Source organism: Pseudomonas sp. FYR_5, assembly GCF_043106315.1.
GTDB lineage: Bacteria > Pseudomonadota > Gammaproteobacteria > Pseudomonadales > Pseudomonadaceae > Aquipseudomonas > Aquipseudomonas putida_Y.
This window is the reverse complement of the sequence record NZ_JBICMK010000060.1, coordinates 1-15049: the sequence shown is the minus strand read 5'-3', so window position 1 is coordinate 15049 and position 15049 is coordinate 1. Positions and strand designations below refer to the sequence as shown.

General features: G+C 62.4%; 14 protein-coding genes. 9 read left to right on the top strand and 5 right to left on the bottom strand.

Annotation, left to right across the window (positions count from 1 at the left end):
* Positions 1–203: 203 nt before the first annotated feature.
* From ACF8RA_RS09720 to ACF8RA_RS09685, 8 genes are all read left to right on the top strand, one after another.
* Positions 204–950 (top strand): gluconate 2-dehydrogenase subunit 3 family protein, encoded by a 747-nt coding sequence (locus ACF8RA_RS09720; RefSeq protein ID WP_103444449.1) that lies wholly within the window; start codon positions 204–206, stop codon positions 948–950.
* Between the two features lie 3 nt (positions 951–953).
* A complete protein-coding gene (locus ACF8RA_RS09715; protein WP_209965643.1) occupies positions 954–2738 on the top strand; it encodes a GMC family oxidoreductase in 1785 nt (594 codons plus the stop codon).
* 12 nt (positions 2739–2750) lie between these two features.
* Entirely contained in the window at positions 2751–3998 is a 1248-nt protein-coding gene (locus tag ACF8RA_RS09710; protein ID WP_392488067.1) for a c-type cytochrome, read from the top strand.
* 266 nt (positions 3999–4264) lie between these two features.
* Positions 4265–5284, top strand: coding sequence for a transcriptional regulator PtxS (gene ptxS, locus ACF8RA_RS09705; protein ID WP_064614648.1), 1020 nt, complete (start codon positions 4265–4267; stop codon positions 5282–5284).
* Positions 5285–5351: 67 nt separating this feature from the next.
* On the top strand, positions 5352–6131 hold the full coding sequence (locus tag ACF8RA_RS09700; protein WP_392461145.1) for a sugar phosphate isomerase/epimerase family protein: 780 nt from the start codon (positions 5352–5354) through the stop codon (positions 6129–6131).
* Positions 6124–7074: a sugar kinase gene (locus ACF8RA_RS09695; RefSeq protein ID WP_392461144.1), complete on the top strand. Its 951-nt coding sequence runs from the start codon at positions 6124–6126 to the stop codon at positions 7072–7074. The genes ACF8RA_RS09700 and ACF8RA_RS09695 overlap by 8 nt, the downstream gene beginning before the upstream one ends.
* A 55-nt stretch (positions 7075–7129) precedes the next feature.
* Positions 7130–8422 (top strand): MFS transporter, encoded by a 1293-nt coding sequence (locus ACF8RA_RS09690; protein WP_392461143.1) that lies wholly within the window; start codon positions 7130–7132, stop codon positions 8420–8422.
* Between the two features lie 10 nt (positions 8423–8432).
* Positions 8433–9395, top strand: coding sequence for a 2-hydroxyacid dehydrogenase (locus ACF8RA_RS09685; RefSeq protein WP_392461142.1), 963 nt, complete (start codon positions 8433–8435; stop codon positions 9393–9395).
* A gap of 42 nt (positions 9396–9437) precedes the next feature.
* On the opposite strand, the gene ACF8RA_RS09680 is transcribed toward ACF8RA_RS09685, so the two are convergent.
* The 5 genes from ACF8RA_RS09680 to ACF8RA_RS09660 all read right to left on the bottom strand — a co-directional run bounded on the left by ACF8RA_RS09680 (position 9438) and on the right by ACF8RA_RS09660 (position 14661).
* Positions 9438–10403 (bottom strand): endonuclease, encoded by a 966-nt coding sequence (locus tag ACF8RA_RS09680; RefSeq protein ID WP_392519132.1) that lies wholly within the window; start codon positions 10401–10403, stop codon positions 9438–9440.
* 93 nt (positions 10404–10496) lie between these two features.
* Positions 10497–11492 carry an aldo/keto reductase gene (locus ACF8RA_RS09675; protein ID WP_176683469.1) on the bottom strand — a complete coding sequence of 332 codons (996 nt, stop codon included), beginning with the start codon at positions 11490–11492 and terminating at the stop codon, positions 10497–10499.
* 96 nt (positions 11493–11588) lie between these two features.
* Positions 11589–12440, bottom strand: a complete 852-nt coding sequence (locus tag ACF8RA_RS09670; protein ID WP_392461140.1) for a LysR family transcriptional regulator — start codon at positions 12438–12440, stop codon at positions 11589–11591.
* Positions 12441–12502: 62 nt separating this feature from the next.
* On the bottom strand, positions 12503–13687 hold the full coding sequence (locus tag ACF8RA_RS09665; RefSeq protein WP_392519131.1) for an MFS transporter: 1185 nt from the start codon (positions 13685–13687) through the stop codon (positions 12503–12505).
* A 92-nt stretch (positions 13688–13779) separates the two neighbouring features.
* On the bottom strand, positions 13780–14661 hold the full coding sequence (locus ACF8RA_RS09660) for a LysR family transcriptional regulator (RefSeq protein ID WP_021783794.1): 882 nt from the start codon (positions 14659–14661) through the stop codon (positions 13780–13782).
* 185 nt (positions 14662–14846) lie between these two features.
* On the opposite strand from ACF8RA_RS09660, the gene ACF8RA_RS09655 reads away from it, so the two are divergent.
* Positions 14847–15049: thiamine pyrophosphate-binding protein (locus tag ACF8RA_RS09655; RefSeq protein ID WP_249226214.1), on the top strand; the 203-nt coding region annotated here is incomplete at its 3' end.

The window sequence follows — 15049 nt, the reverse complement described above, 5'->3', positions numbered from 1 at the left end:
GGCGCGGCCGGTTATTCTTGCAATCTGGAACCGCGTCCTTGGAGGTTAAGCCGGGTGGGAAGGTAAGAATGAAACCGGTTTCAAAACCTTTCTGAACGCGCTAGATTATTCGGCTGTCTTCTTGATGGCCTATCAAGATCACCTCTCAATTGAAAATCAGATGGCGCTTATCAAGGCCACCCCAAAGCCGATGAGGATTCGCAATGCCTGAGCATGCCCCAGACAACCCGCGCAGGGATTTTCTGCGCAAGACCTTGACCCTGATCCCTGTCGTTACAGTGGCCAGTACAGGGCTTGGCGTGGGCGCCAGCCAACTGCTTGCGGCCCCGCAACCGCATCAGCAACCGAAAGTGCCGGCCACGCCGCCTGCGGGCAACTATCAACCGACATTCTTCAGCGCCGAAGAATGGGCTTTTTTACAAGCTGCCGTTTCCCGCATCATCCCGGCCGATGAGCTTGGCCCAGGGGCACTCGAAGCGGGCGCCGCCGAATTTATCGACAGGCAAATGAACACCCCCTACGCGACTGGCGCACAGTGGTACATGCAAGGGCCGTTCAACGCCGACGCCCCGCCCGAGCTGGGCTACCAGTTGCAGCTCAGCCCGCAACAAATCTACCGCCTGGGCATCGCTGCCGTGGACGGCTGGTGCAAGGCCAATGGCGGACAGGTTTTTGCTGCGCAAGATAGCGCTACCCAGGACCGCATTCTCAGTACGTTGGAGGCAGGAGAGGTGGTTTTCGAAACCGTTCCGGCCAAGGTGTTCTTCAGCCTGCTGGTGCAAAACACGCGCGAAGGGTTCTTCTGCGACCCGATTCATGGCGGCAACAAAGGCATGGTCGGCTGGACCCAGATCGGCTTCCCCGGCGCCCGCGCCGACTTCATGGACTGGGTCGAGCGCAACGAGCCTTACCCGTTCCCGGCTGTATCGATTCGCGGCGAGAGGGCCTGAGGCATGGCGACTGTGTTGAACAAAGTGGATGCGGTGATCGTCGGCTTCGGCTGGGCCGGTGCGATCATGGCCAAGGAGCTGACCGAGGCCGGGCTGCACGTGGTAGCCCTGGAGCGGGGGCCGATGCAGGATACCTACCCCGAAGGCAGCTACCCGCAGGTGATCGATGAGCTGACCTATAGCGTGCGCAAGAAGCTGTTCGTCGATGTATCGAAAGAAACCGTCACTGTCCGTCATAGCGTGCATGATGTGGCATTGCCCAATCGCCAGCTGGGCGCATTCCTGCCGGGCAAGGGCGTGGGGGGCGCGGGCCTGCACTGGTCGGGTGTGCACTTCCGGGTCGACCCCGTCGAGCTGCGCCTGCGCAGCCACTATGAAGAGCGCTACGGGCGTACGTTCATTCCCGAAGGCATGACCATCCAGGACTTCGGCGTCAGTTATGAAGAGCTGGAGCCCTATTTTGACTTTGCCGAAAAGGTCTTTGGCACTTCAGGCCAGGCCTGGACCGTCAAAGGCCAGGTGGTCGGTGAAGGGAAGGGCGGCAACCCCTATGCGCCGGACCGTTCCAACCCGTTCCCGCTGCCCGCGCAGAAGAACGTTGTATCGGCAAGGCTGTTTGAAAAGGCTGCCACCAACCTGGGCTACAAACCTTACAACCTGCCGTCAGCCAACACCTCAGGGCCATACACCAACCCCTACGGGGCGCAGATGGGGCCGTGCAACTTCTGCGGTTTTTGCAGTGGCTACGTGTGCTACATGTACTCCAAGGCCTCGCCCAACGTGAACATCCTGCCGGCGCTGCGTCAGGTGCCCAACTTCGAGTTGCGGCCCAATGCCCATGTGCTGCGGGTGAACCTGGACGACCGCAAGCGCAAGGCCACCGGCGTGACCTACATCGATGCCCAGGGGCGCGAGGTGGAGCAGCCGGCAGAGCTGGTGATTCTGGCGGCTTTCCAGTTCAACAACGTGCGTCTGATGCTGCTTTCCGGCATTGGCAAACCTTATGATCCGGTGAAGAACGAGGGTGTGGTCGGGCGTAACTTCGCCTATCAGAACATGGGGACAGTCAAGGCGTTCTTCGACAAGGACACCTACACCAACAACTTCATCGGCGCGGGTGGCAATGGCATTGCCATCGACGATTTCAACGCCGACAACTTCGACCATGGCCCGCACGGCTTCGTCGGCGGTTCGCCAATGTGGGTGAACCAGGCCGGCAGCCGGCCGATTGCCGGTACCTCCAACCCGCCGGGCACACCGGCCTGGGGCAGTGCCTGGAAGAAAGCCACGGCCGATTACTACACCCACCAGGTGTCAATGGACGCCCACGGCGCCCATCAGTCCTACCGTGGCAATTACCTGGACCTGGACCCCACCTACCGCGATGCCTACGGCCAGCCGCTGCTGCGCATGACGTTCGACTGGCAGGAAAACGACATCAAGATGAACCAGTTCATGGTCGACAAGCTGAGCAAGATCGCCCAAGCGATGAACCCCAAGGCCATTGCCGTGCTGGGCAAGCAGGTCAAGGACCACTTCAACACCACCCGTTACCAGACCACCCACCTGAACGGCGGGGCAATCATGGGCACCGACCCCAAAACCAGTGCACTGAATCGCTACCTGCAAAGCTGGGACGTACACAACGTGTTCGTTCCGGGGGCTTCGGCGTTCCCGCAGGGGCTGGGTTACAACCCGACCGGGTTGGTGGCCGCGCTCACGTACTGGTCGGCCCGCGCCATCCGTGAGCAGTACCTGAAAAACCCCGGTCCGTTGGTCCAGGCTTGAGGAGCGATGAGCATGAAGACACTGTTGATCGCCACCCTGGTGCTGGGTGCCGGTGCGGCTGCACAGGCCGTAGCGAATGACGATGCGCAGGTACGCCTGGGCGAGTACCTGGCCCGCGCCGGTGACTGCGTGGCCTGCCATACCGCCAAAGGCGGAAAACCCTTTGCCGGCGGGTTGCCGATGGAAACGCCGATTGGCACGGTGTACTCCACCAACATCACCCCGGCGGCCAGTGGCATTGGCCAGTACAGCTTCGAAGACTTCGACAAGGCCGTGCGCAGGGGGATCGGCAAGGACGGCAGTACGCTCTATCCGGCCATGCCATACCCGTCGTATGCGCGGGTCAGCGAGCAGGACATGCAGGCGCTCTACGCCTATTTCATGAAGGGCGTGGAGCCTGTCGAGCAGGCGAACAAGGCCTCTGACATTCCCTGGCCGCTGAGCATGCGCTGGCCGCTGGCAATCTGGCGCGGTCTGTTCGCGCCAGAGGCCAAGCCCTGGCAGGCATCCGCGACAGCCGACCCTGTGGTGAACCGCGGGGCGTACCTGGTCGAGGGCCTTGGGCATTGTGGCGCTTGTCATACGCCGCGGGCACTGACCATGCAGGAAAAGGCCCTGAGCGCGGCCGATGGCGAGCAGTTTCTGGCCGGCAGCGCGCCGCTGGAAGGCTGGGTTGCCAAGAACCTGCGTGGCGATCACAAGGACGGCCTGGGCAGTTGGAGCGAAGCGCAGTTGGTGCAGTTTCTCAAGACTGGGCGCAGTGATCGCAGCGCCGTGTTCGGCGGCATGAGCGATGTGGTCGAGCACAGCATGCAGCACATGAGTGATGCCGACTTGACCGCGATCGCCCGCTACCTGAAAACCCTGCCGCCGAGCAATCCGGATGACCAGCCGCATGTCTACGACAAGCAGGTCGCGGATGCGCTATGGAAGGGTGACGACAGCAAGCCTGGGGCGGCGGTGTACATCGACAACTGCGCGGCCTGCCACCGCACCGACGGGCAGGGCTACACCCGCGTGTTCCCGGCCTTGGCCGGCAACCCGGTGGTGCAGACGGCGGATGCCACGTCGCTGATCCATGTGGTGCTTGCCGGTGGCACGGTACCGGCAACGCACACTGCGCCGTCGAACTTCACCATGCCGGCTTTCGGCTGGCGCCTGAGCGACCAGGAGGTTGCCGAGGTGGTGAATTTCATTCGCAGCAGTTGGGGTAACCAAGGCAGTGCCGTCACGGCCGGTGACGTGAAGTCGCTTCGCTGACGTGTTTTTCTGCGCCCTCGCCCGTAGGAGCGGGTTTACCCGCGAACACGGGCGAAGCCCGTGCCATCCCCTAACGTAATCAGATTCCAGGGTAAGCCCTGTTCCATAGATATAAATCTAAAAATATCAATAATTTATGCAATATTATTAATGCGATTTAACATTTACTGAATTCGCGCCCGACCAACGGCCTGTTGACGAACCCGCGCATTTTTGCTGTATTGAAACCGGTTTCATCCCCATTAAAACAATCATAAGGAAAACCCATGACCGACGCGCCTGCCCATACCCGCGAACGGGTCACCATCAGCGAAGTGGCGCGTGTTGCTGGCGTTTCCAAAGCCACCGTCTCCCGTTACATTGGTGGCGACCGCCAATTGCTGGCCGAAGCCACGGCCAAGCGGCTGGAAGAGGTCATCGAACGCCTCGGCTATCGCCCCAACCAGATGGCTCGCGGCCTCAAGCGCGGCCAGACGCGACTGATCGGCATGCTGGTGGCCGATATCCTCAACCCCTATTCAGTGGCCGTGATGCACGGCGTGGAAACCGCCTGCCGTCAACATGGTTACAGCCTGGTGGTGTGCAACACCAACCGCGACGACGAGCAGGAGCGTCACCACCTGGTGGCCCTGCAGAGCTACAACGTCGAAGGGTTGATCGTGAACACGCTCGGTCACCACCCCGGCGAACTGCTCAACCTGCAGCGTGACATCCCCATGGTGCTGGTCGACCGCCAATTGCCCGAGCTGAATGTGGACCTTGTCGGCCTGGACAATGCCGACGCAGTCGAGCAGGCCCTCGACCACCTGCAGGCCCAGGGCTACCGCGACATCCTGGCGGTCAGCGAACCCCTCGATGGCACCAGTTCACGCCTGGAGCGGGTGCAGGCGTTCGGCGCGTCGATCAGCCGCCGGCCAGGCATGCGTCAGCAGGTACTTGAAATCAGCGCTGGGCTGCAGGGCCAGTTGGCTTCGTTTCTTGCCCACAGTGGCCATGGTCCGCAAGCCATCTTCACCTTCAACGGCGTTGCCACCTTGGCGGTGACCCGGGCCCTGCTCGAGGCCGGGCGCAACCTGGTTGCCGATGTCGGGCTGATCGCCCTCGACGACCTCGACTGGTACCCCTTGGTTGGCAAAGGCATTACCGCACTGGCCCAGCCCACCGAGCGTATCGGCGTGGCGGCATTCGAAAGCCTGCTCGGTCGCTTGCGCGGCGATAGCGGCGCAGCCCGGCGCATCGACTTCAAAGCCAACCTGATCATTCGCGGTTCAACCCAACCCCAGTAAGAAACAGCAGGTTTGTGCCTGCTGCTGTTGATCAAAAAATGAAACCGGTTTCATAAGGACAAGAACAATGCACGCGAACCCCGTTTCCATCAGTCTCTCCAGCTACGGCGCCGACTTTGTGCGCCAACGTGGCCAGGAGCAGTTTCTGGACCTGCTGGCCGCCGCTGGCGTCAGCCGCGTCGAACTGCGCGAAGAATTGTTCGCCAGTGCACCGGACGCCGCTGCGCTGGGTAGGGTCATTGCCGCGCTGCGCCTGGAATGCCTGTACTCCACCCCCCTTGAACTGTGGACCGCGCAAGGCGTGCCCGACCCGCTACTGGTGCAGAAGCTGGAAATTGCCCGGTCGCTTGGCGCGGTGGCGCTGAAGGTTTCCCTGGGGCACTTCGATGAGCACTGCGATGTGACGGCCCTGGCGTCGCTGCTGCCTGCGCATGGGCCTCTGTTGCTGGTGGAAAACGATCAGACCGCACAAGGTGGCAGGCTCGAACCGATGCTGCAGTTCTTCCAGCGCGTCGACCCGCTTGGGCTGCGCCTGGGTATGACGTTCGATATCGGTAACTGGCAGTGGCAGGGTGAGCCTGCGCGGCAAGCTGCAAGGCAGCTAGGCCGTTGGGTGCGCTATGTGCATTGCAAGGCCGTGCAACGTCGGGCCGATGGCCGTCTGGTTGCCATACCGCCGCAAGCGGCGGACCTGCAGGAGTGGGCAGCGCTGATGGCCGAGTTCGCGCCGGGCGTGGTGCGCGCTGTCGAGTACCCACTGGTGGGCGACGACCTGCTGGCGCTGACCCGGGTCCAGGTACGTCACCTGTCTGCACTGGGCGCGGCGCAGGAGTTGGACCATGCATGAACATGACGTGCTGTGTTTTGGCGAGACCATGGCCATGTTCGTTGCCGAGCAGGCCGGCGACCTGGCCGCTGTCGGCCAGTTCGGCAAACGCATCGCCGGCGCCGACAGCAACGTGGCGATCGGCCTGGCGCGGCTGGGTTTCAAGGTACGCTGGCTGAGCCGGGTTGGTGACGATTCGCTGGGCCGTTTCGTGCTCGACAGCTTGCGCGGCGAAGGCCTGGACTGTTCCGGCGTCGAGGTGGATGCCAACTACCCGACGGGTTTTCAGCTCAAGGCCCGCAGCGATGATGGCAGCGACCCGGCAGTGGAGTACTTTCGCCGCGGTTCGGCGGCCAGCAGGCTGTCACCTGCGATGTTGAGCCCCGTTTGGCTGCAGGCTCGCCACGTGCACGCTACCGGTATTCCGCTGGCGTTGTCGGACAGCTGTCGGGCGCTTTCCCACGCGCTGCTGGACGAGATGCGCGCAGCCGGGCGAAGCCTATCGTTCGACCCCAACCTGCGTCCCTCGCTGTGGCCCGATCAAAGCAGCATGGTGCGTGAAATCAATGCCCTGGCGGCCAAGACCGACTGGGTTTTACCGGGGTTGGAAGAGGGGCGGTTGTTGACCGGTCAGCACACCCCGGCTGATATCGCCGCGTTCTATCTGGACCAAGGGGTGGAGCTCGTGGTGATCAAGCTGGGCGACGCTGGCGCCTACTTCCGCAGCGCCAAGGGCGAAGGGCAGGTAGCCGCCGTGCCAGTCAGCCGCGTGGTGGACACCGTCGGTGCAGGTGATGCCTTTGCCGTCGGTGTGCTTAGCGCGCTACTGGAGGGCCGTCCGATAGTCGAGGCGGTAGCGCGTGGCAACTGGTGCGGCAGCCGTGCCGTGCAATCGCGGGGCGACATGGAAGGGTTGCCGCTGCGCCATGAACTGGAGGCCTACGACCTGCGCAGAAGCGCATGAGCCGACCCCGAATCACCTGTTGCAACAAAAACAACAAGCTCAGGAGAAACAAACCATGCAAAGCCAAAGCCTGGCACCTCGCCGCTGGTGGTACATCATCCCGATTGTGTTCGTCACCTACAGCCTGGCGTACCTGGACCGCGCCAATTACGGCTTCGCCGCTGCCTCCGGCATGGCCGAAGACCTGCATATCACCCCGGTGATGTCTTCGCTGTTGGGGGCGCTGTTCTTTCTCGGTTACTTCTTCTTCCAGGTGCCTGGTGCCATCTACGCTGAAAAGCGCAGCGTGAAGAAGCTCATCTTCGTCTGCCTGATCCTGTGGGGCGGCCTTGCCACGCTTACCGGCATGGTCAGCAACGTCTACATGCTGATTGGCATCCGCTTCCTGCTCGGGGTGGTGGAGGCTGCGGTCATGCCGGCCATGCTGGTGTACCTGTGCCATTGGTTCACCCGGGCCGAGCGTTCGCGCGCCAACACTTTCCTGATGCTGGGCAACCCGGTGACCATTCTGTGGATGTCGGTGGTGTCGGGTTACCTGATCAAGCATTACGACTGGCGCTGGATGTTCATCATCGAAGGCTTGCCCGCTGTGATCTGGGCGTTCTTCTGGTGGCGCCTGGTGGATGACCGCCCGGCCCAGGTGAAGTGGCTGAGCGAGCAGGAGAAGGCCGCCCTGGCGCAGGCGCTGGCTGCCGAGCAGCAGGGTATCAAGCCTGTGAAGAACTACCGCGAAGCGTTTCGCTCGCCGCAGGTGATCATCCTGGCGCTGCAGTACTTCTGCTGGAGCATCGGCGTGTATGGCTTCGTGCTGTGGCTGCCATCGATTCTCAAGCAGGCGGCGAACGTCGATATCGTGCAGGCCGGCTGGCTGGCCTCGGTGCCCTACCTGGCGGCGGTGCTGGCGATGGTGGGCGTGTCCTGGGCGTCGGACCGCCTGCAAAAGCGCAAGCGCTTCGTCTGGCCGCCGCTGCTGATTGCCGCCGTGGCGTTCTATAGCTCTTACGCCTTGGGCAGCGAGCATTTCTGGCTGTCTTATGCATTGCTGGTGCTTGCTGGTGCCTGCATGTACGCACCTTATGGCCCGTTCTTCGCGATCGTGCCCGAAATCCTGCCGGCCAACGTCGCAGGCGGCGCCATGGCGCTGATCAACAGCATGGGGGCGCTGGGCTCGTTTGGCGGTTCGTGGCTGGTGGGTTACCTCAATGGGGCTACGGGCGGGCCCGGCGCCTCTTATCTGTTCATGTGCGGTGCGCTGCTGACGGCAGTGGCGCTTACCGCTGCGCTCAATACTTCCCAGACCTCTGGCCGGGCAAAGCGCGATAGCTCGCGTCTGGCCATGAACCATTAGGAAACCCGCAATGAAGAAGCGAATCGTCCTGTATAAACGCCTGTCCGGCGACCTGATGGCACGCCTGCAAGATCGCGTCGAGGTGACCTGGGTGGATACTACCCAGCCCGATGGCCTGGCCCGCCTGCGCGATGCGTTACCGGGGGCGCACGGGTTGCTGGGGGCCAGCCTGCGCCTGGATGCCAGCCTGCTCGACCTTGCCCCGCAACTGGAAGTGGTGTCGAGCGTTTCGGTAGGCGTGGACAACTACGACATTGCTGAACTCAGCAGGCGTGGTGTGATGCTCACCAACACGCCCGACGTGTTGACCGAAACCACCGCGGACACAGGCTTTGCCTTGATCCTGGCTACCGCCAGGCGGGTGGTGGAGCTGGCGAACTGGGTGCGTGACGGCCGCTGGCAGGCCAACCTGGGGCCAGCGCATTTTGGCAGTGATGTACACGGCAAGACGCTGGGCATCGTCGGCATGGGCCGCATTGGCGAGGCCCTGGCCCGGCGCGCGGCCGCGGGCTTTGGCATGCGCGTGCTGTATCACAGCCAGCGTGCCAAGCCCGAGGTGGAAGCACGCTATGGCGCATGCCAGTGCAGCCTGGATAAGCTGTTGCAGCAGGCAGATTTCGTTTGCCTGACGGTGCCGTTGAGCGCCAGCACCGAAGGGCTGATAGGCGCACGGGAACTTGCGTTGATGAAGCCAGAGGCAATTCTGGTGAACATCTCACGCGGTCGCGTGGTGGATGAGCAGGCGCTGATCGATGCGCTGCGGGCCAGGCGCATCCGCGGTGCGGGGCTGGACGTGTTCGTGCATGAGCCGCTGCCGGCCGACTCGCCGCTGTTGCAGCTGGATAACGTGGTAGCGACCCCGCACATCGGCTCGGCGACCGAGGACACCCGCCAGGCCATGGCGCGTTGCGCGGTGGACAACCTGCTCAGCGCGCTGGCCGGTGAGCGGCCGGTAAACCTGGTCAACGGCTGACGCGACCCCGTTCCCACAGGGGCCGCGCAGCCTTTGAAACGATCAGCGGCAGTTACCTGCCTTGCGATAGCCTGCTGCCTGCGCTTCACCTTCGTTAGCGAAGGTGACCTGATTCTTCGCTGCAACCTGGTTGTAGCTCGGGCAGCCGACTGACAGGTGATAGACGTGGCTGTTGCGGTTGCCAAGCACGGCGCCGACCGAACCGGCGCTGGCCAGGCTTGGTTTGGCCTCAGGCTTGGCCGCTTTTACCGGCACCGTCTGTGCCACGCCGCTGCCAACCGGCTTGTAGCCGGCAGTCCACTTGCGTTCGCCGCTTACAAACGGGTTGCCATGGCCCATGATCGCGGCAATGCGCCGGTCGCGTTCTTTCTCCCAGGCCGACACCGGGTGTTGCTTGTCCCAGGCCATCAGCAACTGTTGCTGTTGGCGCGACATGTTCAGCTTGTAGCGGTCGAACATGTAGAAGGTGGTGCGGGCCACCAGGCCTTTGACTTCGTCACGCGGTTCGGCGGTGCGCTGGACGAAATCGACCTTGGTGGTGCATTGGCCGTATTCGCCGGCATTGCCAGTGACCATGCCGTAGTTGAAGTTGCTGCGGTCACCGTTGACCTCACCCACGGCGGGATAAAGGTTGAACAGGTCGGCCTCCATTGCGCGGAACACCGGGTCGTTGTCCACGCAGTGCTCACGGCCGCCGTTCTTCCAGCACTGGCGCTGGTTGCCGAAGGTGTGGGCGGGCACGATGTGTTCCCACTCGGTGCGCTCGGCGCGGTTCTGCTGCTTGCGCGTCTGGTAACCACACGAGGCGGCATCGATGCGCCCGCCAGACTTGCCCACCCAGGTCCATTTGCAACCGCAGTACAGGTCACCCATGGCACTGCTGGCCTGGTCCAGATAAACCTTCTGCTTGGCCACCACCTTGGCTTCGGTGAAGGTGGCCGGCGGGTTGGCCAAGGCGGGGAGGGTAAAGGAAAATAATAAGGTTATGGCGTAAAGCAGTGATTTCATGGGGAAAACATATTTCAGGTTGGGCCGCGCATTGTAATGGTTTCCGCGAGGCTGACCAGCTCGCGGACCCATACCAACTGCCGCAAGCCCGCGCTACTTGAAGCCGGTGACCGCGTGGGGAACGTAAGGGGCCTGCAAGCGCACCACCTCGTCTTCGCTCAGCTGCAGTGACAGTGCACCCAGGGCATCGTCCAGGTGGGCGGGCTTCGAGGCGCCGACGATAGGGGCGCTAACACCGGCCTTACCCAGCACCCAGGCCAGAGCAACCTGGGCCATCGGCACCCCCCGTTCGCTGGCGATCTGTTCGACCACATCGATTACCCGGCCATCCTCCACCTCGGTCTTTTCATAGAACGACTGCCCGGACACATCGGTGCGCGTGCGCTCGGTCTGCTGCCCATGCGGCCGGGTCAGGCGGCCGCGCGCCATCGGGCTCCAGGGCATCAGGCCGATGCCTTGATCCAGGCACAGCGGAATCATCTCTCGCTCTTCTTCGCGGTAGATCAGGTTGAGGTAGTTCTGCATCGACACGAAGCGGCTCCAGCCGTGGCTGGCGGCTACCTGCTGGGCCTTGGCGAACTGCCAGGCATACATCGACGATGCGCCGATGTAGCGCGCCTTTCCGGCCTTGACCACATCATGCAGGGCTTCCATGGTTTCCTCGATGGGAGTGTGGTAGTCCCAGCGGTGGATCTGGTACAGGTCGACGTAGTCTGTGCCCAGGCGGCTGAGGCTGGCGTCGATGTTGGCCATGATCGCCTTGCGTGACAAGCCTTGCTCATTGGGCCGGCTGGCGCCTTCCCACATGTTGGCAGGGAAGAACACCTTGGTGGCGATCACGGTTTCTTCGCGGCGGGTAAACTCCTTCAGGAGTTTGCCGAGGATGATTTCCGAGGTGCCGGCGGAATAGCTGTTGGCAGTGTCGAAGAAGTTGATGCCTTGCTCGACGGCGTGGCGAATGATTGGCCGGCTGGCGTCTTCGCCCAAGGTCCAGGGATGAGTGCCGGCGTCGGGTTCGCCGAAGGTCATGCAGCCCAGGCACAGCCTTGAAATGTCCAGCCCGGTGCTACCCAGCTTTACGTACTGCATCGTCGTCTCCTTCAAAGGCGTGAGTGATGGAGTTAGCCTAACGTTGGCAGGCTTGGGCGAAAATTCCGTATTGATGCATTTGCCATCTGCAAGAATTCACAAGCGCAGCAGCGGCCGGACCTGCTGCTGGAGGAAGTCGGTAACCGCCTTGATCCGCGGTGTGGCGCGTACGTCTTCATGCACGGCCAGCCAGATTTCGATGCTCATGGTCTGTTCGGCGCTGCCTGCTTGCTTCAGGCCGTGTTCCTGTGCCATGAACGCGGGGAGGCAGGCGATACCGATGCCGCCGGCACAGGCTTGGGCCTGGATGCGCAGGTCATTGCTGTGCAATGCGAACGGCTGCTGGCCGGCCTGGAGGTTGAGCCATTGCTGTTGTGGTGAACGGGCCTGGGACTCGTCGTAGCCGATGTAGCGCCTTGCCGTTGCGCTGGCCAGGTAACCGGGCGACGCGTACAGCCGGTAATCCAGGTGCCCCAGCAGGCTGACCACCAGGGTTGGCTCTGTCGGCCTGGCCAGGGCGATGCTGATGTCAGCTTCGCGGCGGGCCAGGGATGCCCTGGATTTGCTGCCTACCAGCTTCAGGCGCAGTTGTGGGTAGCGCTGGTACAGTTCGCCCAGGCGTCGGGCGACGATACTGCCCAGCAGCGCCGGTGGTGCCGAGAGCACCACTTCGCCTTCCACTGCCTGTTGGCCGGCGCTGGCGAAATGCTCCAGGGCAAAAGAGGACATGGCCATCTGCTCGGCCAGTTCCGCCACACGCTGGCCTTCGTGGGTGAGGGCATAGGCGCGGGGGCGCCGGTCGACCAGCTTGAGCTTGAGCGAAGCTTCGAGCGAGGCGATGCGCCGAGCCACGGTGGCGTGGTCGACACCCAGGGTCTTGGCGGCGGCCGACAGCGAGCCGGCCGAGCTGAAGGCGGAGAAATGGCGCAGGTCTTCCCAATCGAACATGAATGACTCGGCAGTGGCGGGTGCATAACGGGGTAGGGTAACCCTTTATGACCAGGCCGGCTTCAATGCCCGCCTTTCATCCGCCGCGCCACCAGGTAGATGCCCAGACCAACCAGCGCAGTCGCGGCGCCGATGTACCCGGTGCTGGTCCAGCCCATACCCGCAGTAATCGCCATGCCTCCCAGCCATGGCCCCAGGGCATTGGCCAGGTTGAACGCCGCATGGTTCGACGCCGCTGCCAGGCTTGGCGCTTCATGGGCAATGTCCATGAGGCGAATTTGTAGTGGTGCCGCCAGGGCGATCATGGTACCCACCAGGCCGATGCCGAGTAGCAGGCTCCACAGCGCCTGGGCGGCGAAGGTAAAGAACAGCAATACGGCAATCGACCACATCAGTACCAGCCCCACGGCGCGGAACTGCAGGCGGTCGAACAGCTTGCCGCCCGCGATGTTGCCGACGATGCCGCCCACGCCGAACGCCGCCAGCCCGAACGGAATCCACTGTGGCGACACCTGGGTCACTTGCAGCATGGTCGGTGCCAGGTAGCTGAACACGCAGAACATGCCGGCAAAACCGATCGAAGCAATGGCCAGCGCCATCCAGACCTGTGGGAGGGCAAAGGCCTGTAGCTCCTTGCGCGGATCGCTGCGTGTTTCGTCGTGGCGCTGGGGCACGAAACGCCAGACCAGGGCGATGGTGCACAGGGCGATCGCGCCGACCAGCACGAATGCCGAACGCCAACCGAAGTACTGGCCCAGGAAGGTGGCAACCGGGTTGCCGAGCAACATGGCCAAGGTCAGGCCCATCATCACCCGGGCAACGGCCCCCGCGCGCTGATCCTTGGCCACCATGCTCGAGGCCACCACTGCGGCAATGCCGAAGTAGGCACCGTGGGGCAGGCCGCTGATGAAACGAAATGTGACCAGGCCACCGAACGAGGGGGCAAAGGCAGTGGCCAGGTTGCCCACGGCATACAGCAGCATCAACAGCAGCAGCATGTGCTTGCGCAGCAGTTTGGCACCGAGAATGGCCAGTGTCGGAGCGCCAACCATCACCCCCAGCGCATAAGCGCTGATGGCATGACCCACCTGCGGCTCGCTCAACTGCAAATTGCTGGCAATGTCGGGCATCAGGCCCATGATGGCGAATTCGCCGGTGCCGATGGCAAAGCTGCCCAGTGCCATGGCAGCTTCCATCTTGGCGACGGTGCTTTTACTGGGTAGCGGGGGGCGTTCCTGGACTGACATCTGTATCCCTATTGAAACATGCTGAAACGTTCAAGGCGGGATAATAGTCAATCGATGGCTGCAACGTCGAGGATGCAGCCCCCGATTGGCCCTCAGCGCTCCAGGTAATGCGTCTGTGCAGCAAAGTCGATGAACCGCTTGCTCGCCAGCGACAGGTATTCCCCCGAGCGCCAGCACAAGCGGAAACTCATTTGCTGTGCCGGCCGGAAGGGCACACCGACGATACCTGGCGTACGTTGCTGCACTGAGCGCAACAGGGTCGCCACCCCCATGTTGTCCAGCGCGGCCTGCACCACCAGCGAGACGAAGTTGCTCTGTAGCGCCACCTGGTAAGTGATCCCATGTTCGGCGAAGAACGCATCCAGAAGATGGCGTTGAACGAAGGTGCGATCGAACACCACCATGTCGGTATTGCGCAGGTCTTCGGCGGTGAGGAAGGCTTTGCCGGCATAGGGATGATCAGGGTGCATGCACGCCAGCATCTCGTCGCTGCCCAGCAGGATCGACTCCTTGTCGGGCGGCACACGCCGGGACTCCAGCAGCGCCAGGTCGATTTCCCGTTGCTCCAGGCGGTGGCCAATGTCTTCGGCACTGCCTTCGAACACGGTCATGGCAATGCCCGGGTACAACTGGCGGAAGGCGTTCATCAACCCGGGGACGTAGTGCAGGCCGAACATCGGCGGAATACCCAGGCGAACTTCACCACGCTTGAGATCGGCCATGTCGCGCAGTTCTTGCCGGGCAATGTCCATTTCGCGCAGGGCGGAGGCAATTCGCGGCAAGAACTGCTCGCCCTCTGCCGTGAGGATCACTTTGCGCGTGGTGCGGTTGAACAGGGTGACCCCCAGTTCTTCTTCCAGCCGGGTAACGGCCATGCTCAGCGCTGGCTGGGCGATGTGCAGGTGCTGCGCGGCCTTGGTGAAGCTGCCTTGGCGGACGATTTCGACACAGCAACGCAATGCCTTGAGGTTCATTGAGGGGTGCTACCTTTCATGCGGGATGCATTCATAACGAAATGTGATGCTAAGCATCATAACAATATATTTATTATTATTAACCAGAGGGCCTACGATGCGCGCCACTGAGACATCCTGCAACATCTCAGTCACGCAGCTTAATAAATCTGCAATCCCACAAAGATTTTGAGGTAGTACCCCAAATGGCCAAGGCCGCCGATGTCGTTGTGCAATGCCTGGAAAATGAAGGTGTCGAGTATGTATTCGGCATCCCCGGTGAGGAAAACCTCGACCTGCTCGAATCCCTGCGCAAGTCGAAGATCAAGCTGGTACTGACCCGTCATGAGCAGTCTGCAGGTTTCATGGCTGCCACCTACGGTCGTTTGACCGGCAAGACCGGCGTCAG

Excerpts from the sequence above, each read along its gene's own strand:
- ACF8RA_RS09665 (WP_392519131.1), bottom strand. The coding sequence starts at position 13,687 with ATGTCAGTCCAGGAACGCCCCCCGCTACCCAGTAAAAGCACCGTCGCC.
- ACF8RA_RS09695 (WP_392461144.1), top strand. The coding sequence starts at position 6,124 with ATGCATGAACATGACGTGCTGTGTTTTGGCGAGACCATGGCCATGTTC.
- ACF8RA_RS09685 (WP_392461142.1), top strand. The coding sequence starts at position 8,433 with ATGAAGAAGCGAATCGTCCTGTATAAACGCCTGTCCGGCGACCTGATG.
- ACF8RA_RS09690 (WP_392461143.1), top strand. The coding sequence starts at position 7,130 with ATGCAAAGCCAAAGCCTGGCACCTCGCCGCTGGTGGTACATCATCCCG.
- ACF8RA_RS09680 (WP_392519132.1), bottom strand. The coding sequence starts at position 10,403 with ATGAAATCACTGCTTTACGCCATAACCTTATTATTTTCCTTTACCCTC.
- ACF8RA_RS09660 (WP_021783794.1), bottom strand. The coding sequence starts at position 14,661 with ATGAACCTCAAGGCATTGCGTTGCTGTGTCGAAATCGTCCGCCAAGGC.
- ACF8RA_RS09700 (WP_392461145.1), top strand. The coding sequence starts at position 5,352 with ATGCACGCGAACCCCGTTTCCATCAGTCTCTCCAGCTACGGCGCCGAC.
- ACF8RA_RS09670 (WP_392461140.1), bottom strand. The coding sequence starts at position 12,440 with ATGTTCGATTGGGAAGACCTGCGCCATTTCTCCGCCTTCAGCTCGGCC.
- ptxS (WP_064614648.1), top strand. The coding sequence starts at position 4,265 with ATGACCGACGCGCCTGCCCATACCCGCGAACGGGTCACCATCAGCGAA.
- ACF8RA_RS09715 (WP_209965643.1), top strand. The coding sequence starts at position 954 with ATGGCGACTGTGTTGAACAAAGTGGATGCGGTGATCGTCGGCTTCGGC.
- ACF8RA_RS09675 (WP_176683469.1), bottom strand. The coding sequence starts at position 11,492 with ATGCAGTACGTAAAGCTGGGTAGCACCGGGCTGGACATTTCAAGGCTG.
- ACF8RA_RS09710 (WP_392488067.1), top strand. The coding sequence starts at position 2,751 with ATGAAGACACTGTTGATCGCCACCCTGGTGCTGGGTGCCGGTGCGGCT.
- ACF8RA_RS09720 (WP_103444449.1), top strand. The coding sequence starts at position 204 with ATGCCTGAGCATGCCCCAGACAACCCGCGCAGGGATTTTCTGCGCAAG.